The sequence below is a fragment of the Pseudoalteromonas shioyasakiensis genome, from assembly GCF_024518675.1.
Lineage (GTDB): Bacteria > Pseudomonadota > Gammaproteobacteria > Enterobacterales > Alteromonadaceae > Pseudoalteromonas > Pseudoalteromonas shioyasakiensis_B.
In genome coordinates this window covers 224,521-242,403 of sequence record NZ_JANIGL010000006.1, presented here as the reverse complement: position 1 = coordinate 242,403, position 17,883 = coordinate 224,521, and the positions used below count along the sequence as shown (strand labels likewise).

Genomic DNA, 17,883 nt, shown 5'->3' with positions numbered 1-17,883 from the left:
TTATGCGTCTGCTGTTGCCTGCTCACCTTGCGCTGCACGTTGTTGCATGTATTGTGCAAATAATGCGTCAAAGTTTACTGGTGCAAGGTTAAGCTGTGGGAAAGTACCACGGTTAACTAAGTTAGAAACCGCTTCACGTGCGTATGGGAATAATACGTTAGGGCAAAAAGCACCTAGCATATGTGCAAGCTGAACTTCTTCAACCTCAGCGATAGTGAAGATACCTGCTTGTTGAATTTCACATAAAAACGCAGTTTCTTCACCAATTGATGCTGTCACAGTTAACGCAAGAACAACTTCAAATACACCTTCGTCTAATTTGTTAGAGCGAGTATCAAGATCAAGCTTAACTTCAGGTGTCCATTCTTTTTGGAAAATAGCCGGTGAGTTTGGCGTTTCAAAAGACACATCTTTAGTGTAAATACGTTGAATAGTAAATTGTGCGCCTGCGTCTTGTGCTGCTGCGTTTTGGTTTTCTTCGTTCATTGTAATTCCTAACTTTAATCGTTTTTATAATAAATACATTAACTAATTTTAAGCGTTTAATTTAGCATCAAGTTTACCTTGTGCTTCAATCGCCATCATGTCGTCACAACCGCCGATATGTTCATCATTGATAAAAATTTGCGGTACTGTGCTCGCACCACCAGCCTTTGCAATCATTTCATCACGCAGCTCTGGCTGTACACCAATATCAATATTTTTAAACTGAACACCTTTGCTCTCAAGCAATGCCAAGGCACGTTGACAAAAAGGGCAATACGCTTTGGTGTATAGAACAACATTACTCATAATAAATCCTCTATCGGCTTGCTGAATTTAATTAGCGACCGGTTGTCGTGGGTAGGCCCGCACTTTGCCAAGCGCCCATACCACCAGATAAAACATAAACTGACTCAAAACCTGCTTTGTGCATTGCTGTTGCAATACCTGAAGCCGTCATGCCCGTTGTACATACTAGTATAATGGGTTTGCTCTTAGACTTTTCAAGGCTTGAGAAGTCAGATTGTTTTGCTTTTTCTGGGTTAAGGTGTTCAGCCCCTGCAATACGGCCATTGTTAAATTCTTTTTGTGCACGTATATCAACAACTAAACCATCTTCGCGGTTAATTAATAACGTTAACTGTTGCGGGTTAATTTGGCGAATTGCTGAAAATTTACTTTTAAACCAACCACCGACAATTAGCGCAACTAATGCTACCCAGGCTAAACTTAAAATCGGATGATTACCGATAAATTCAATATATTGATCCATGCGTCTTCCACTATGAAAATTGTCCCGCGCATTCAGCGCTGGGGTTAAAACGTCAAGGGTCTCCCCTAGCCTCGCAAGTATACGTGCTTGATGAAAAATTACCAGAGAGTGAAATATTTTAATATCCCATTTTGAATGCTGATCAATAAGCAAAAACACGGTATGCTAGTTACTCAACAGGTGGCAATTTTCAGGAGCTAAAATGACACAGCATAAAAAACCTCTCGTATTAATGATTTTAGATGGTTGGGGATACCGTGAAGATGAGCAAAGCAATGCCGTCTTAGCCGCAAACACCCCCGTATTAGATGAACTTTGGGCGACACGTCCGCACACATTAATTTCAGGTTCTGGTTTAGATGTTGGTCTTCCTGATGGGCAAATGGGTAATTCCGAAGTTGGCCACGTCAACCTAGGTGCAGGCCGTATTGTGTATCAAGATTTCACCCGTATCACTAAGTCAATTGATGATGGCGAGTTTGAACATAACCCAACACTGGTTGAAAACATCGACAAAGCTGTCAAAGCGAATAAAGCCGTACACTTGATGGGACTTTTAAGCCCAGGTGGAGTGCATAGCCATGAAGATCACATTATTGCAGCTATCGAAATGGCGGCTAAACGCGGAGCGAAAGAAGTGTACTTTCACGCTTTTTTAGATGGCCGTGATACACCACCGCGTAGCGCACAAGCATCTATTGAGCGCGTTGAAGCACTATTCAATGAACTTAACTGTGGCCGTTTAGCATCAATCATTGGTCGTTACTATGCAATGGACCGCGACAACCGCTGGAACCGTGTAGAGCAAGCCTATGACCTTATGGTTAGCGGTATTGCACAGCACAATTATAGCAACGCTGTTGATGCGCTAGCTGCTGCGTACGAACGCGATGAAAACGATGAATTTGTCGCTGCCACAACGATAAGCCCTGACGGACAACAAGCCGTACAAATTAATGATGGTGACACTGTTATTTTCTTAAACTTCAGAGCAGACCGTGCCCGTGAAATAACACGCGCTTTTGTTGATACTGACTTTGATGGCTTCGCCAAGAAAAAAGCGCCGACGTTAAGTGGCTTTGTTATGCTAACAGAGTATGCCGCTGATATAGATGCGCCAGCTGCCTTTGCTCCTGAGCCACTTATTAACGTACTTGGCGAATGGTTTGAAAAGCATAACAAAACACAATTGCGTATTTCTGAGACAGAAAAATACGCCCATGTGACCTTCTTTTTCAGCGGTGGTCGCGAAGATGAGTTTGCAGGTGAAACCCGCGAATTAATCCCTTCACCACAAGTAGCAACCTACGATTTACAACCTGAGATGAACTCTGAAATGCTCACCGACAAACTCGTTGCAGCAATTAAGAGCGGGAAATACGACGCCATTATTTGTAATTATCCAAATGGTGACATGGTAGGTCACTCAGGCGTATTTGAAGCTGCAGTAAAAGCATGTGAAGCCGTTGACCAATGTATTGGCCGTGTTGTAAAAGCACTAGAAGAATTTGGTGGTGAAGCACTTATTACCGCAGATCATGGTAATGCAGAGCAAATGGCCAACCCTGCTACGGGTCAAGCGCATACAGCGCATACCAGCGAGCCGGTGCCATTTATCTACGTCGGCCGTGATGCTACGCCAAGTGAAGGTAAAGCATTAAGCGATGTAGCCCCAACTATGTTACACCTAATGGGCATGGAACAGCCTAGTGAAATGACTGGCACACCTATCATGACATTGAAATAAATCATGATAAAAAGTGTTAATCAGTTAATAGGTAGTCTGTTAATACTTACTTCATTCGTTATTGCTCCGGCGATAGCGAATGAAGATCGTACAAAAAAAGACTTATCGGAAATACAAGATGCATTAAAGCAAAGTGAAGCCGAGCTCGCTGCGCAACGCAAAGATATCACCAAGCTACAAAAAACCTTACAACAACATGAACTAAGTATTGCCAAAAATGCTAAAGCGCTGAATATCGCCCAGCAATCAATTAAAGACACCGAAAAACAACAAGCACAGCAACAACAACAAGCTGACAAACTACTACAACAACAAAAAACGCTGCAACACGCGCTAGCAGCACAACTAAAAAGCGCCTATATGTCAGGTGGTCACGACTATTCGAAAATGCTGCTTAACCAGCAGGACACCGCAAAAGTTGAGCGCACATTAAGTTACTACAATTACCTGAACAAAGCCCGAATAGAGCAAATAGAAGAGCTCAAAGCGTTATTGCTAGAAATAGAAGCCGTGCAACGTGAGCTGGAAAAAACCAAGCAGCATTTAGTCGCGTTACACCAAGAGCAAAGTTCTCGCCATCAAGCACTAGTGGATGCACAAAAACAGCGTAAAACCAATATTAAGCAACTTAAAGCAAAATTAAATTCCACCGAAAGCTCTATTAATTACTTAAAAGAAAACGAAAAAACACTGGTAACAACACTACAAGAACTAGAAAAAGAAAAGAATAAAAAAGTAGAGCTACTTGGCTTAAATACCAGTAAAGGAAAGCTAAATTGGCCCACAAAAGGAAAATTAGCCCATAAATTTGGCCAACGTAAACACGGCGGTATAGATTGGAAAGGCGTGTTAATTGAGGCCAACGAAGGAAACCAAGTTGCAAGTGTTCACAATGGCCAAGTCGTTTATGCTGATTGGCTTAAAGGTTATGGTTGGGTTATTGTTGTTGATCATGGCGAAGGATTTATGAGCCTTTATGGACATACACAAACCTTACTCAAAGATGTTGGCGACATGGTACGCCAAGGTGACGTTATTGCTTTAGTAGGACAAAGCGGCGGACAAGCGAATTCTGGGCTATACTTTGAAATACGCCACAAAGGACGCGCAGTAAATCCTGTAAAATGGTGCAGACGACTTTAATTGAATAAACGCAGCTGCACCCCATGGGGAGCAGCTGATGCTAACAACAAAAATCACCACACTCAATTTGCAGTATAATGTTATAAACTGCAAAGCAATCAATTACCTTCTTCTGGTAACTTTATTTTTATGTCTGAGCTTTAATAGTTTAGCCGTCACCTCTATAAGTGACCTTAAAAGCCAGCAAAAGCATGAGATCCTATATAATATTCATGCGTATTATGTAGAAGACTTACCACTGCAAAGCAGTTTCGAAGATCAACAACAATTTGAAGCCTTGTTTAAAAAACTCGATCCCTATTCAAAGTTTTTAGACGAAAACGAGCTTGATGCCCTTTTTGACAGTACCAATGGTCGTTACACCGGTTTAGGCATTGAAGTGCAAGAGCACGGTGAGCATATCCTTATCATCAGTGCGTTAAAAAACTCACCTGCATACCATGCTGGCATCCTACAAAATGATGTTTTATTAGCGATAAACAACCAGCCTGTTGCCAATAAAAAAATCAGCCAAGTAGCAAGCATGATCCAAGAAAGTGAATCAAGTACTATTCATTTAACTATCAAACGTGAAAATGCAAAAGCACCACTGGATTTTGCTATAACACGCAGAGAAATTAACCTCGAAAGTGTAACCAGTTCACTGGATGACTTTGGTATTGGTTATATCGCCATCAACAGTTTTACAAATTACACTGTGCATGATTTATCACGCCAATTAGCCAAGCTTAAAGCGAATAATGGCGGTGCATTAACCGGACTAGTTTTAGATTTACGTGATAATCCTGGTGGTACTTTACAAAGCGCGGTTGCAGTATCAGATCTATTTTTACAAAGCGGTACTATTGTCAGCACAAAAGGCCGATTTTATGATGCTAACCAGCACTTTACGGCAAACGAAGGGGATGTACTAAATGGTTCACCAATAGTTGTACTGATCAATGAAAACTCAGCCTCTGCAGCTGAAATACTCGCCGCAGCCCTTAAAGATAACGATCGCGCAACACTGGTAGGCAGTAAGTCATTTGGCAAAGGCTCGGTGCAATCTCTGATCCCGCTTGGCAATGGCGACACCGCCCTCAAATTAACGACCGCAAAGTACTTTTCGCCCTCAGGTAAATCAATCGATGGCGTAGGTGTTGCACCAGATGTGGCGATTAATCAATCAGTACTTCCACAAATAGATAAAGTCGCTATAATAAAAACTGAACAAGGAAAAAGCGATCAACCATGGCTTGGCAACAATCCTACTGATCAACAGTTACTTAAAGCAAAGCAATTACTTTCTATGAAATGAGCTTTGCTAATAACAGACAATAAAAATTATAAATTTGAAAATCCTAACTTTGCTATCGTTGGTTATTTGCTTTTTGCCTGCACTGGTGCAAGCAAAGCAAATAGCCATTGTGATTGATGATATTGGTAATCATCAGCGCGACTTAGAAACATTAAATCTTCCTGGTAAAATTTCGTATTCGATTTTGCCACATACCCCTTTTTCGCAAATTTTTGCCAAGCTTGCTAGCCAATCCGATAAAGAACTGCTCCTTCATGTACCTATGCAAGCCATAGATAATAGTAAAGCCCTCGGCCCAGGCGCACTCACCAGCGATATGGATAAAGAGCAGCTACAACACACTCTCTACAATGCGCTAGCAGCCCTACCCCAAGTTAAAGGGGTGAATAACCACATGGGCTCGGCGTTAACGCAAAAAAGCCAACCAATGAAGTGGACTATGGAAGTATTAAAACAACGTGATTTGTACTTTTTAGACAGCCGTACAACAAGCTTAAGCCAAGCGCAAAATGTAGCAAACTTATACGGTGTGGAAAATGTAGGCCGCCATGTTTTTTTAGACAATATAACCAGCGAACAACAGCTGCAATTTAGGTTTGATGAACTAAAGCACAAAGCCCAGCGCTATAACTTTGCTATCGCCATTGCCCACCCCTACCCTGAAACCATCGAATTTTTATCGCGTAAACTCCCCGAACTGGAACAGCAAGGCTTTGAACTGGTGCCGCTATCGCAACTGGTAGAGCGAAAATACATACAACTCGCGAAGGCAGAGAGTAAAGGAGTGAGTGCGAGGTAAAGCGGTCAGCGGTCAATTTTTGGTTGAAAGTTACAAGGGAAAAGGAGCGAGGTTCTAGGTTCTAGGTAAACAGAATAGTCCGTCGTTAAAACAATCACGTAGGTTGGGTTGAGAGCAACGAAACCCAACGATTTAAGGTAAGACTTAATAGACAGTTTTGAGCGAATTGCAGACGGTCGATAAAACTCATTTTTGGACAAAGGTGAGTTGAACGTGATCACCTCAGACACAACTCCGTACAATTTTGAGTTAGAGCCTAAGGTGAGCTTTGTGCCATTAACAGGCATTAGGGTAATCACAAATTTGAAAGACTCTGTAACTCAATCCATTTAACGGCCTCTACATAAGGGCTATTAGTTTCAATATCTACTTTAACCTCGTTACCATAAGATGTAAATTTTGAGTCCATCATTGTACTTGTCGTAACTGCTAATAGTGCTCCATTTGATAATTTAAATGTTTTGTTTGCAGTGGACATACCACAAGAATTATGTCCAAAGAATCGAGTATTACTTTTTCCTTTAAAAGTAATTAACAATGCTTCACCGGAGCTGGAAGTTGTTCCACCAGAAATGACAGCAATTGGTAATGTATTATTAAGCTCTAAGTTTTCTTCAAATCCAATAGAAAAATTCCCGTTTGTAAAACTTTTACCATCTTGAGTAGACCAACTGTATTTTTTACCATCAGGGTAATCGAAATAGCCGTGAATACCATCATTTAGCAAGGGAGCAATCCCCGCTAGCATAGGCCACATATTTCCCCCTGAATTATCCGACAAATCTACAACCCAGCCTTTCAAGTCATCGTTGTTATGTTTTTTTATCTGTTTTCGAATATCTTCTACAAATTCTAATTTTTTTAAAGGATGTCTATTGCTGAATCTGCTTATTTTTATATATCCAATACCATTTGGAGGCTCTGTAAATTCAAAGACACTATTTTTACATGACTTTTTTCTGTGCATTATGAACTTAGGGTTGGAAAGAGAACTGTAAAATGAGTGTCCTGTATCTGCTTTTTCAAAGATCTTATATACGGATTCATAAAATGGTTTTTTCACTCCAGAGTCATAAATTTTCTGAACGTCTGAATGTAGTGCAAGCCAATCAACATTCTCTTTAGTGATTACATTTTCTTTCATAATATCTAATATTTCGAAAGCCAGTCTAATATCTGGAAATTGGCTGTGATCACTCTCTTCTGCAAAAGAGTTGGCGCCAAAAAAAAGTGAAAGAATGAAGAATATTTGTGAATTCCTTTTGAACATTTAAATTTCCCTAGATACTAGTATTTAGATACTTTATTTGAGTAAGATTAATTTTAGTAATACATCACATAGTCCACTTTTTTGAAGGGTAATACAACGAAATAAAAAGTCCACACCTCGCCCAAAGCCGTCTTTAGAGTATTTGCGCTAACTCATTTCTGGGCAGAAACGAGTTACGCTTGAATGACCGCTCATGGCACACAGCAGCCTAATTACCACTTCTATTATTGATGTTTGATGTCTAATATTTTCTCATAAGCGCAGCGCCTCTAAACCTCTTTGTGAATAAATCACTAAAATGGCTTTGTCAAAATTCAGAACACATCGAAGAAATAAAAACACTCGATAATGCAGTACCTAGATCCAGACTGATTGGGTATTTTTTCCTTGGGTTTCGCTGCGCTCAAACCAACCTACGTTGATAATTCTAAAGCGCAGCGCCTCTAAAGCTCTTTGTGAGTAATTTACTTAAAAATCTTTGTGTAAAATTTCACTAATAACCAAAAAATAAAAGTGGTGACTTTATCATTTAAATCAGTGACTCGGCCTTTTAGTGCTTTTATCTAGCTTAGAGTTAGTATTATCAACATGATGAAAAGCTATATAGGATCAAAAAAGACAAAAGCTTTTATTTCGCGTTCTTATTTGCTTGAGATTGGTAATATTTAACGATACTTTTCTTATCGTCTTCTGTAAAAGGCGCTAGCGGGATTTTACGTAGGCGTGGCTTTTCTTCATCATTTATTTGCAGAAATAAGACTTTATCTTTTACTTCAGCGCTTATCACGCTGCTATCTAAAATTTGCCAGCGAGGTCGTATTGATGCCAATTTAACTTCTGAGTATTTAGGGTAAAACCTAACAACTTCAATGCTACTATTAACAAAATAAAAAATGATCAACATGCTACCTAAGCCAATTATGGTCGGCAGTACTGCAATCCCAGCAATCACAATTAAAAAACCAACAATTAATTGTGGAATTAGTTTCTCATTGGCAACTTTAATAATTGTGCTTGGTTTTTCGATACTTGTATCATCCATTTTTTAATTTCCTTATAAATTTAAGCTTTGATTGTTCGTCCATTGCATCTCTAATAGATAGAACCCCCAGTACGCCGATGGGTAAAAAAACCACGAAGCCAGCAATTGCTAAATAACCGAAAATACTTTTATGTGTAAACTGGTAAATAAACCCTGATAGAGTTAGCAAAAATGCGGGAATGGCAACATAGTTAATTACATAATAGGTAGGGGTTTGCTGAATACCTACAAGCATAATAACAAGTATTATTAATGTAATTTTATAAAGACGCACACCAATTCCCTTTAATAGTAACTAGCACTGAGAATACCCAAATGCCGTTACATTTTCAATAGGTAGGCTTTACCAATCACGTCTGGGAAATGGGATCACGTTTTGCCTTTTGACATTTACTTTTTGAATGGCTATAAATGGCACCAACTTGCGAATACTTAGGAAGCCTAAAGATTATCAAATCTTGAATTCAGACATTATTCTCCTGACCATCTGAAATTGGTACATTCAAGACAACCGATAATGCAAAATACTGGTGTTAACTGATTGGGTATTTTTCGTTGGGTTTCGCTGCGCTCAAACCAACCTACGTTGATAACTCTAAAGCGCAGCGCCTCTAAACCTCTTTGTGAATAATTCACTTAAAGCTTTTTTCTATATTGTTATACAAGAGGGCAAAATAAATAAACGGGCTGCGTTTACCACTTACGGCTTATCGCTTAAAACTTATAGCTTCCCTTAAAACAAAAAGCCCCGCATTTTCGTGCAGGGCTTTGATAATTTTACAAAACTGATATTAGCTCATTGCTGCTTGTAGCTTTTTCATGGCTGTTTTTTCAAGCTGACGTACACGCTCTGCTGATACGCTGTATTTTTCAGCAAGCTCTTGTAAAGTTGCTTTTTCGTCGGCTAACCAGCGCGCACTAACAATGTCTTGCGAGCGTTCGTCTAGTGTTTTTAATGCACTAAATAAACGCGTATGAGACTGTTCTTGCCATTGTTGCTGTTCAACTTCTTCAGCTAAGTCATTACTACCGTCAGTTAAGTACTGTACTGGAGAGTAAGTGCTGCTTGGTGCGTCGTCATTATCGTCGCCCGTTAAATCAAAGCCCATGTCTTGGCCGCTCATGCGCGATTCCATTTCACGTACTTCTTTTTCACTTACACCTAGCTCGCTTGCTACAGTCGCAACCTCGGCTTGGTTAAACCAACCTAGGCGCTTTTTATTTTTACGTAAATTAAAAAATAACTTACGTTGTGCTTTAGTGGTCGCAACTTTAACGATACGCCAGTTTTTAAGCACGAATTCGTGAATTTCTGCTTTTATCCAGTGCACTGCAAATGAAACCAAACGTACGCCCACTGATGGGTCAAAACGTTTTACTGCTTTCATCAGACCGATGTTACCTTCTTGGATCAAGTCAGCTTGTGGTAAGCCATAACCTGAATAACCTTTAGCGATATGTGCCACGAAGCGTAAATGAGACATGATGAGTTGCTTTGCAGCATTAAGATCGCCGTCTTCCTGTAAGCGGGTCGCTAACTCTTTTTCTTGCTCAGCTTCTAGCATAGGTATTGTACTTACCGCTTGTAGGTAACCATCAATACTTGCGCTTTGCTGTCCGACTGTGAGTGCCATTGCGTATATATCTTTACTCATTTTTCACCTCGGTGATAAACATTTGAAACCATCTTAGCACTCTTTTACCGAGAGTGCTAACTTCAATTTAAATCTTTTTTTCGATTGAAGCAAGTGGTTTTTTTGATGCTTTATATTCTACTTAAAACGTCTGAATATGCGATGAATTCTAGCTTATTGAAGGGTTAGTAAAAATAACTGATGTGGCTTTTACTAACCCGCTTTAGGATGATATATATGAATTGTTACACTTTATCGGGTTCAATTTCTTTTATATAACGATTTACTGATAGGTAGGATCCGATAAACCCTAAAGAGGTTGCTAATAAAACTAAACTACCAAATTCAGCGAGGCTAAGGCCTATTAGATCAAAGTGAGTTTGATACACGTCCGCCACTTCTGTCACAGCGGAGCCTAGCCACCACATCATAAGTGCCACACAAATAAAGGCAAATAAGCCTCCAATCACACCATACCAGATACCCGTCCATAAAAATGGCGCATGAATGAAAGTATTGGTTGCCCCAACCAGTTTCATGACTTGTATTTCTTCTTTTTTATCCATAATAGACAAGCGAATGGTATTACCGATAATTAAAGTAACAGAAGTCAGTAGCAATAAAGCAATGGTGATCACACTTTCTTTGAGTAAGCTCAATAATGCATTTAGTCTTTCTAGCCAAGCTATATCTAGTTTACCAAAGTCGACTTCGCGCTCTTTTTCAAGTTTAACAAGTAAAGCTTGAGCTGTTTCTGGTTGGCGGTAACGCGAAGTAGGTGTAACTATCACAACATCAGGCAAAGGGTTGGCGTCTAAATATTCCAGCGCCTGACCAAAACCCGAGACCTCTTTAAACTCAACTAAGGCATCTTGCTTGGAAATAAACGCCACATTATCAACTTCAGGGTATAAAGCCAGCCGCTTCACTAGGGTTTGCGTTTCTTGCTCATTCATTGATTCTTTAACGAATAACGAGATCTCTGCCGCCTCCTCAAAACCACTGCTCACTTGTTGCACGTTTTTAACCACTAAATAAAGTGTTGCGGGTAACGTTAAGCTCAAGCCCAAAACTGCAATAGTCATTAAAGATGCGATTGGTGTGCGCCACATTTCACCTAAGCTATGAACGCCCTGACGAAATATATTAAGTACAAAAAAGTAGCCAGCGGCTATAAATGATTTTTTAGCGCGCTCATTTTGGCTTTGTCGTCCTTTAAATAATAAGCTCATAGAGAAGCCTCTGCCAATGGGTCTTGACTCATGCGGCCCTCTTTTAAGGTAAGGCTACGATAACGCATACGTGATATGAGCCCTAAATCATGAGTAGCAATTAATACTGTGGTGCCGTGCTTATTAAAATCTTCAAACAAACGAAGTATATCCATTGATAGATCAGGGTCTAAGTTACCTGTTGGTTCATCTGCAAGTAATAACGGTGGTGAGTTCACAATCGCACGGGCAATACCCACTCGCTGCTGCTCTCCGCCAGAAAGCGTAGAAGGGTGGCATTTAACTTTATCCAGCAAACCGACTTTATCTAGCGCACCATGCACCCGCTTTTCGATTTGTTTATGGTGTGTGCCCTCAATAACCAGTGGCAAGGCAACGTTATCAAAAATAGTATGACGTTCTAATAAACGGTGATTTTGAAAGATAATCCCGATATCGCGGCGAACGTAGGGAATTTGTCTTGATTTAACAGCACTTAAATCAACACCATTAATTAATACCTGACCGGCAGATGGGCGTTCCATTAAACTAATTAATTTAAGTAAGGTACTTTTACCCGCCCCACTGTGGCCGGTTAAGAAAGCCAGCTCACCAGGTTTGACATGGAAACTTACTTTTTCCAGTGCTCGGTGGCCACCTGGGTATGTTTTACTGACTTGCTGAAAATTTATCATTCTTATCCCTCAGCTAAAAAAGGCCTAAACCAGTTTGGTTTAAGCCCTTTTTTAAAAATTTATGCTTCGTCCTCGTCTTGGCTAAACAGCGCATCGATAAAGTCGTTACTATTGAATGCTCTTAAATCATCAATACTTTCACCAACACCAATATAGCGGATCGGAATATTAAACTTATCAGCGACGGCGAAGATCACACCACCTTTAGCTGTACCATCTAATTTAGACAGGGTAATACCTGTTAAGCCAACACACTGATTAAATAGATTTACTTGGCTAATTGCATTTTGCCCCGTACCTGCATCAATCGTTAGCATGACTTCATGCGGCGCATCAGGGTCAATTTTCTTCATTACACGGGCTATTTTTTCAAGCTCTTGCATTAAGTTATCTTTATTTTGCAAACGCCCTGCTGTATCTGCGATTAACACATCGATATTACGGGCTTTCGCCGCTTGAAAGGCATCAAATACTACAGATGCACTATCCGCACCGGTATGCTGCGCAATGACAGGAATTTCATTACGCTCACCCCATACTTGCAACTGCTCTACCGCAGCGGCACGGAAGGTATCACCTGCTGCAAGCATCACAGACTTACCTTCGTTTTGAAATTGCTTAGCAAGTTTACCGATTGTCGTGGTTTTGCCAACACCGTTAACACCCACCATTAAAATAACAAATGGTTTTTTATCGGCAGGTATTTCTAATGGTTGCTCTGCTGTTTTCAGCATTGCAGCCATTTCTTGCTTCATTAATTCGTAAAGTGCATCGCCGTCTTTTAATTGCTTACGATCGGCGGCATCAGTTAGGTTATCAATCAGCTTCATGGTGGTATCTACACCTAGATCAGCTGTTAATAATTGTGTTTCTAACTCTTCAAACAGATCATCATCGATTTTCTTGCCGCTAAATATCGACGCAAAGCCAGAGCCTATATTTAGTTTGGTTTTAAGTAAGCCTTTTTTAAGGCGAGAGAAAAACCCTTCTTTTTTAGGCTTTTCAGCCTGTTTGGCTTCATCTTTGGCAAGCTCTGCAGTTAAGCGCTCTTGCTCTATGCGTTCTGCCTCAGCTTCTGCGGCAATACGTTCTTGCTCTAAACGTTCAGCCTCTGCTTTCTCTGCTGCAATACGCTCTTGCGCTACACGCTCAGCCTCTGCTTTCTCTGCTGCGAGGCGTTCTTGCTCTAAACGCTCAGCCTCTGCTTTCTCTGCAACAATACGCTCTTGCTCTACACGTTCAGCCTCTACTTTTTCTGCAGCAAGTCGTTCTTGCTCTACACGTTCAGCCTCAGCTTTTTCTGCAGCAAGTCGTTCTTGCTCTAAACGCTCAGCCTCAGCTTTTTCTGCAGCAAGTCGTTCTTGCTCTACACGCTCGGCCTCAGCTTTTTCTGCAGCAATACGCTCTTGCTCTACACGCTCGGCCTCAGCTTTTTCTGCAGCAATACGCTCTTGCTCTACACGCTCGGCCTCTACTTTCTCTGCAGCAATACGCTCTTGCTCTACACGCTCGGCCTCAGCTTTTTCTGCAGCGATGCGTTTTTGCTCTAAACGCTCGGCCTCAGCTTTTTCTGCAGCAAGTCGTTCTTGCTCTACACGCTCGGCCTCTGCTTTCTCTGCTTTCTCTGCAGAGATGCGTTCTTGCTCTAAACGTTCAGCCTCTGCTTTCTCTTCAGAGATACGTTCTTGCTCTATACGCTCGGCCTTTTCAGTCGCAATGCGTTGTTGTTCTAATTCAGCATCATGTTGCGCTTGCTCTGCTGCTTTGCGCTCAAGCTCCAAACGCATTGCTTCTTCTTGCTGTGCTAAGCGCTCAGCTTGCTCACGACGAAGTTGCTCAGTCTGCTCTGCTGCAAGTAGCTGCTCATGCGCTTTTTCTGCTGCAATACGCTCTTGCGCTGCACGCTCAGCCTCTGCCTTTTCTGTAGCAATACGCTCTTTCTCTAAAAGTTCAGCCTCTGCTTGTTCTGTAGCAATACGCTCTTGCTCTAAACGTTCAGCCTCTGCCTTTTCAGCAGCAATGCGCTCTTGCTCTAAGCGTTCAGCCTCCGCCTTTTCAGCTGCAATGCGCTCTTGTTCTAAACGTTCAGCCTCTGCCTGTGCTGCTAATTGCTTTTGGTTATCAGCCTCTGCTGCCTGCTCTGTTTGTTGTTTGTTTTCTGATTTGCCAAAACCTAGCCAAGACAGGAATTTACTTTTTTTTGCCATAGTTGCTAATAACCACTTATAAAAATCTGATAAACTAATGCAAATAGTTTTATTACGAGCACTTTTAAAGCCGTTGTTAAAACTATTGTCCAAGATGCTTATGGTAACACTTTTAGCGCAGTTGAAAAATGACGCGCTACGATATCAGTACAATATTATCTGAGCCGCGTAATAGATTCCATTTTTTAGTGAGTTAAATGAGAAAAAAATCATCACAAAAACAGCCAACTAATAAATCAACAGATGGCTTTATTCGCATAATTAGTGGTCAGTTTCGCGGTCGCAAACTACCAGTAAAAGATGTGCAGGGTCTACGCCCCACCACCGATCGTATTAAAGAGACTGTATTTAATTGGTTAATGCAAGATACCCGTGATGCTAAAGTACTTGATTGCTTTGCCGGCTCTGGCGGTTTAGGTTTTGAGGCTTTGTCTCGTTTTGCACGCTGTGCGACCTTTTTAGAAATGGACAAATCCGCTGCAGGCCAATTAACAGCAAATGTCAATATGCTTAAATTGGACAACGCCACTGTAAATTGCACCGATAGTTTGCATCATCTAAAGCAAAACCCAAACGAACAGCAGTTCGATTTGGTCTTTGTTGATCCGCCTTTTCGTCAAAATTTAGCTAAACCATGCTGTGATTTACTTATAAAAAATAACTGGTTAAGCGAACAAGCAGTTATTTATGTTGAAGTTGAAAGTGAACTTAATAATTTAGATCTTCCTAGCAATTGGTTGTTATTAAAAGAAAAAGTCGCCGGACAAGTACTTTGTAGACTCTATCAATTGCAGTGAAATTAATAACATACAAGTATTTTTAGTTTACTATTAGAACAGACAATATTTATCCTTTACATGTGGTGCGGCTTCAGATTACAATACCGCACCATTTTTGAACCACTTGATCATTGTTTGATCAACTTGAGCAACGCTCATTATTTAGGTAGGTGAATTTTTAATGCCAGTAATTAAAGTAAGAGAGAACGAACCGTTTGACGTAGCACTTCGTCGCTTCAAGCGTTCATGTGAAAAAGCAGGTATCCTTTCAGAAGTTCGTCGTCGCGAGCACTATGAAAAGCCAACAGCTGAGCGTAAGCGTAAAAAAGCTGCAGCGGTTAAGCGTCACATGAAGAAGCTTTCTCGCGATAACGCACGTCGCGTTAAATTATACTAATCGTATTTGGTCTTGTATAAATGAGCCTTTTAATAACGCTAAAAGATGCACAAAAAGATGCGATGCGAGCGAAAGACAAAGCACGTCTTAACCCAATTCGTATGGTACTTGCTGCAATCAAGCAGCGTGAGATTGACGAGCAAATAACACTTGATGATGACGGTATTACCGCAGTCCTAGTGAAGCTTGTTAAACAACGCCGCGATTCTTACACTCAGTACAAAGATGCTGGGCGTGATGATTTAGCTGAAGTTGAAGCCAGTGAGATTAAAGCACTTGAAGAGTTTTTACCTCAACAATTGAGTGAAGACGAAATCATTGCCCTCATTGATGCGGCTATTGCTGATACTAATGCAGCAGGTATGCAAGACATGGGTAAAGTAATGGGTATAATCAAAAGCAAAGCCGAAGGTCGTGCCGATTTAGGTAAGATTTCAGTTTTAATTAAGCAACGATTAACAGCCTAATACTCCCACATACATAAAGTATGATTGAAGCAAACCGAGCCAAGTGCTCGGTTTCTTCGTTTAGCGCTTTTATAAATTTGCATTGTGTGTTGAAATTACACCTCATCAATTGCTAGGACTACTTACACAGCATGGCCGGAAAGATCCCACGAAATTTTATTGACGATTTACTCGCCAGAACAGATATTGTCGAGCTCATTGACTCAAAAGTAGGTCTTAAAAAAGCCGGAAAAGATTACCAAGCCTGCTGCCCCTTCCATAACGAAAAGTCGCCTTCGTTTACTGTTTCACAAGATAAACAGTTTTATCACTGCTTTGGCTGTGGCGCTAATGGCAATGCTATCTCTTTTGTGATGGAATACGACAAACTTGAATTTGTTGACGCGATTGAAGAGCTCGCAAGCCTTTTAAACTTAGACGTTCCACGAGAGCAAGGTAATACTAACGCTGGCCCACAAAGAACCGCTGAGCAAAAACGCTCTGATTACGATCTAATGCTGCACGCCGCCCGTTTTTATCAGCATCAATTAAAACACCATGCAAATTCTGCTGATGTTATTGAGTATGTGAAAGGTCGCGGCTTAAGTGGCGAAACCGTGAAAAAGTTTATGATGGGCTATGCCCCGAGTGAATGGGAAGGCTTATGCCTACAACTAGGCCGTAACAAAGAACAAAAAGAGCAGCTAGTAGAACTAAAACTTGCTTCAGAGAAAACCCCTGGCAGACAGTTTGATTTTTTCCGTGGCCGCTTAATGTTTCCCATTCGAGATAAGCGAGGTCGTGTAATCGCTTTTGGCGGCCGAGTCATGCAAGCTGATCAAGGTCCAAAGTATTTAAACTCCCCTGAAACCCGTATTTTCCACAAAGGCTTTGAGCTATACGGTTTGTATGAAGCTAAGCAAGCACACAAAAAATTAGATCATATCCTCATTGTTGAAGGATATATGGATGTGGTGGCGCTCAGCGAGCAAGGAATAGAATACGCAGTTGCAGCACTAGGCACGGCGACAACAGCCGAGCACATGCATACTTTGTTCAGAACCACTGACAAGGTAATTTGTTGTTACGATGGTGATCGTGCAGGTCGTGATGCCGCTTGGCGTGCACTTGAAAATGCACTGCCCTATTTGAGTGATGGTAAAGCACTGCAATTTGTATTTTTGCCTGATGGCGAAGACCCTGATTCACTCGTGCAACAAGAAGGCAAAGACGCGTTTGAGCAACGCTTAGCTAAAGCGGATAACTTTACGCAAGTATTGTTTAATAAGCTAAGCCAAGAAATTGATTTAACAACTGATGCAGGTAAAGCAAAGTTACTTAGTGCGGTACTGCCTCTGATTGAAAAAATCCCTAGTGAGTTTTATCAAGAAAACTTACTAGAGCAACTAGGTCGCCTTATTGGGCGAACTAAAGAGCAGTTAAATAGTCGCTTAAAAACACCGAAACAACAGCACTCTATTGAGCGTAAATTTAAAATAACGCCGATGCGCCGCGCTATTGGTTTATTGGTACAGCACCCTAATTTAGCAAATGCAGTGCCTTATTTACCCGATCTTGCGCAAATGAACATAGCGGGTATCGCTTTATTAATAAAAATTCAGCACTACGCATTACAAAAACAAGCTATCACGACTGCCCAATTACTTGAGGCATTTAGAGAAAGCCCTGAATATGAAGCACTTATCAAACTTGCTACCTGGCGCCATGAGATTAATGACGACCGGTTAGAGGATGAATTTAAAAATACTTTTAAATTTATTGAAGATCAGTGTTTAAATTATCGACTAGAGACCCTATTAATAAAGGACAAGACCCAAGGGTTAAATAGCGATGAACGACTTGAGTGTCATTTATTGACTCAAGCGTTAAAAGGCACTAACGGCTAGTCAAAATTGATAAATGCTGTTATACTGTGCTATTCACTGCGTCAAATTATACTT

18 protein-coding genes are annotated in these 17,883 nt (G+C 40.9%); 8 read left to right on the top strand and 10 right to left on the bottom strand.

From position 1 onward, the window contains the following. Genes secB through NQT69_RS16345 form a run of 3 tightly spaced genes read right to left on the bottom strand, consistent with a single transcriptional unit; the run spans window position 1 to window position 1,255 of the window. The gene (gene secB, locus NQT69_RS16355; RefSeq protein ID WP_256828740.1) at window positions 1–486 is read right to left on the bottom strand and encodes a protein-export chaperone SecB; all 486 of its coding nucleotides are present in this window, start codon (window positions 484–486) and stop codon (window positions 1–3) included. Between the two features lie 48 nt (window positions 487–534). After that, window positions 535–792, bottom strand: coding sequence for a glutaredoxin 3 (grxC, locus tag NQT69_RS16350; RefSeq protein WP_087534387.1), 258 nt, complete (start codon window positions 790–792; stop codon window positions 535–537). A 31-nt stretch (window positions 793–823) separates the two neighbouring features. Continuing rightward, window positions 824–1,255, bottom strand: coding sequence for a rhodanese-like domain-containing protein (locus NQT69_RS16345; protein ID WP_256828739.1), 432 nt, complete (start codon window positions 1,253–1,255; stop codon window positions 824–826). A gap of 202 nt (window positions 1,256–1,457) precedes the next feature. Between NQT69_RS16345 and gpmM the strand changes: the two genes are divergently transcribed. Genes gpmM through NQT69_RS16325 form a run of 4 tightly spaced genes read left to right on the top strand, consistent with a single transcriptional unit; the run spans window position 1,458 to window position 6,241 of the window. After that, complete coding sequence (gene gpmM / locus NQT69_RS16340) at window positions 1,458–3,002, top strand: 2,3-bisphosphoglycerate-independent phosphoglycerate mutase (protein WP_256828738.1); 1,545 nt, start codon at window positions 1,458–1,460, stop codon at window positions 3,000–3,002. Between the two features lie 3 nt (window positions 3,003–3,005). Then, window positions 3,006–4,145 (top strand): murein hydrolase activator EnvC family protein, encoded by a 1,140-nt coding sequence (locus tag NQT69_RS16335; RefSeq protein WP_256828737.1) that lies wholly within the window; start codon window positions 3,006–3,008, stop codon window positions 4,143–4,145. A gap of 37 nt (window positions 4,146–4,182) precedes the next feature. After that, window positions 4,183–5,442 carry a S41 family peptidase gene (locus tag NQT69_RS16330; RefSeq protein ID WP_256828736.1) on the top strand — a complete coding sequence of 420 codons (1,260 nt, stop codon included), beginning with the start codon at window positions 4,183–4,185 and terminating at the stop codon, window positions 5,440–5,442. A 34-nt stretch (window positions 5,443–5,476) separates the two neighbouring features. Next, on the top strand, window positions 5,477–6,241 hold the full coding sequence (locus tag NQT69_RS16325) for a divergent polysaccharide deacetylase family protein (RefSeq protein ID WP_256828735.1): 765 nt from the start codon (window positions 5,477–5,479) through the stop codon (window positions 6,239–6,241). 295 nt (window positions 6,242–6,536) lie between these two features. On the opposite strand, the gene NQT69_RS16320 is transcribed toward NQT69_RS16325, so the two are convergent. The 7 genes from NQT69_RS16320 to ftsY form a co-directional block, all read right to left on the bottom strand. Then, window positions 6,537–7,511 carry a S41 family peptidase gene (locus tag NQT69_RS16320; protein ID WP_256828734.1) on the bottom strand — a complete coding sequence of 325 codons (975 nt, stop codon included), beginning with the start codon at window positions 7,509–7,511 and terminating at the stop codon, window positions 6,537–6,539. Between the two features lie 628 nt (window positions 7,512–8,139). Continuing rightward, window positions 8,140–8,553: a hypothetical protein gene (locus NQT69_RS16315; RefSeq protein WP_256828733.1), complete on the bottom strand. Its 414-nt coding sequence runs from the start codon at window positions 8,551–8,553 to the stop codon at window positions 8,140–8,142. Continuing rightward, window positions 8,546–8,827, bottom strand: a complete 282-nt coding sequence (locus NQT69_RS16310; protein ID WP_256828732.1) for a hypothetical protein — start codon at window positions 8,825–8,827, stop codon at window positions 8,546–8,548. Before NQT69_RS16310 ends, NQT69_RS16315 begins: the two co-directional genes overlap by 8 nt. Window positions 8,828–9,344: 517 nt before the next feature. Next, window positions 9,345–10,208, bottom strand: a complete 864-nt coding sequence (rpoH, locus tag NQT69_RS16305; RefSeq protein ID WP_256828731.1) for an RNA polymerase sigma factor RpoH — start codon at window positions 10,206–10,208, stop codon at window positions 9,345–9,347. A gap of 224 nt (window positions 10,209–10,432) precedes the next feature. Next, complete coding sequence (gene ftsX, locus NQT69_RS16300; RefSeq protein ID WP_256828730.1) at window positions 10,433–11,419, bottom strand: permease-like cell division protein FtsX; 987 nt, start codon at window positions 11,417–11,419, stop codon at window positions 10,433–10,435. Beyond that, window positions 11,416–12,093: a cell division ATP-binding protein FtsE gene (gene ftsE / locus NQT69_RS16295; RefSeq protein ID WP_256828729.1), complete on the bottom strand. Its 678-nt coding sequence runs from the start codon at window positions 12,091–12,093 to the stop codon at window positions 11,416–11,418. Before ftsE ends, ftsX begins: the two co-directional genes overlap by 4 nt. 59 nt (window positions 12,094–12,152) lie before the next feature. After that, entirely contained in the window at window positions 12,153–14,300 is a 2,148-nt protein-coding gene (ftsY, locus tag NQT69_RS16290) for a signal recognition particle-docking protein FtsY (RefSeq protein WP_256828728.1), read from the bottom strand. 197 nt (window positions 14,301–14,497) lie between these two features. On the opposite strand from ftsY, the gene rsmD reads away from it, so the two are divergent. The 4 genes from rsmD to dnaG all read left to right on the top strand — a co-directional run bounded on the left by rsmD (window position 14,498) and on the right by dnaG (window position 17,829). Continuing rightward, a complete protein-coding gene (gene rsmD / locus NQT69_RS16285) occupies window positions 14,498–15,097 on the top strand; it encodes a 16S rRNA (guanine(966)-N(2))-methyltransferase RsmD (RefSeq protein ID WP_256828727.1) in 600 nt (199 codons plus the stop codon). A 163-nt stretch (window positions 15,098–15,260) separates the two neighbouring features. Next, window positions 15,261–15,476, top strand: a complete 216-nt coding sequence (gene rpsU / locus NQT69_RS16280; RefSeq protein ID WP_002957797.1) for a 30S ribosomal protein S21 — start codon at window positions 15,261–15,263, stop codon at window positions 15,474–15,476. A gap of 20 nt (window positions 15,477–15,496) precedes the next feature. Next, a complete protein-coding gene (locus tag NQT69_RS16275) occupies window positions 15,497–15,943 on the top strand; it encodes a GatB/YqeY domain-containing protein (RefSeq protein ID WP_256828726.1) in 447 nt (148 codons plus the stop codon). Window positions 15,944–16,074: 131 nt separating this feature from the next. Continuing rightward, on the top strand, window positions 16,075–17,829 hold the full coding sequence (gene dnaG, locus NQT69_RS16270; protein WP_256828725.1) for a DNA primase: 1,755 nt from the start codon (window positions 16,075–16,077) through the stop codon (window positions 17,827–17,829). Window positions 17,830–17,883: the final 54 nt, after the last annotated feature.

Coding starts and splice junctions, on each gene's coding strand:
- ftsE (WP_256828729.1), bottom strand. CDS start 12,093: ATGATAAATTTTCAGCAAGTCAGTAAAACATACCCAGGTGGCCACCGA.
- ftsX (WP_256828730.1), bottom strand. CDS start 11,419: ATGAGCTTATTATTTAAAGGACGACAAAGCCAAAATGAGCGCGCTAAA.
- rpoH (WP_256828731.1), bottom strand. CDS start 10,208: ATGAGTAAAGATATATACGCAATGGCACTCACAGTCGGACAGCAAAGC.
- ftsY (WP_256828728.1), bottom strand. CDS start 14,300: ATGGCAAAAAAAAGTAAATTCCTGTCTTGGCTAGGTTTTGGCAAATCA.
- NQT69_RS16345 (WP_256828739.1), bottom strand. CDS start 1,255: ATGGATCAATATATTGAATTTATCGGTAATCATCCGATTTTAAGTTTA.
- gpmM (WP_256828738.1), top strand. CDS start 1,458: ATGACACAGCATAAAAAACCTCTCGTATTAATGATTTTAGATGGTTGG.
- rpsU (WP_002957797.1), top strand. CDS start 15,261: ATGCCAGTAATTAAAGTAAGAGAGAACGAACCGTTTGACGTAGCACTT.
- NQT69_RS16335 (WP_256828737.1), top strand. CDS start 3,006: ATGATAAAAAGTGTTAATCAGTTAATAGGTAGTCTGTTAATACTTACT.
- grxC (WP_087534387.1), bottom strand. CDS start 792: ATGAGTAATGTTGTTCTATACACCAAAGCGTATTGCCCTTTTTGTCAA.
- secB (WP_256828740.1), bottom strand. CDS start 486: ATGAACGAAGAAAACCAAAACGCAGCAGCACAAGACGCAGGCGCACAA.
- NQT69_RS16275 (WP_256828726.1), top strand. CDS start 15,497: ATGAGCCTTTTAATAACGCTAAAAGATGCACAAAAAGATGCGATGCGA.
- NQT69_RS16330 (WP_256828736.1), top strand. CDS start 4,183: ATGCTAACAACAAAAATCACCACACTCAATTTGCAGTATAATGTTATA.
- dnaG (WP_256828725.1), top strand. CDS start 16,075: ATGGCCGGAAAGATCCCACGAAATTTTATTGACGATTTACTCGCCAGA.
- NQT69_RS16315 (WP_256828733.1), bottom strand. CDS start 8,553: ATGGATGATACAAGTATCGAAAAACCAAGCACAATTATTAAAGTTGCC.
- NQT69_RS16320 (WP_256828734.1), bottom strand. CDS start 7,511: ATGTTCAAAAGGAATTCACAAATATTCTTCATTCTTTCACTTTTTTTT.
- rsmD (WP_256828727.1), top strand. CDS start 14,498: ATGAGAAAAAAATCATCACAAAAACAGCCAACTAATAAATCAACAGAT.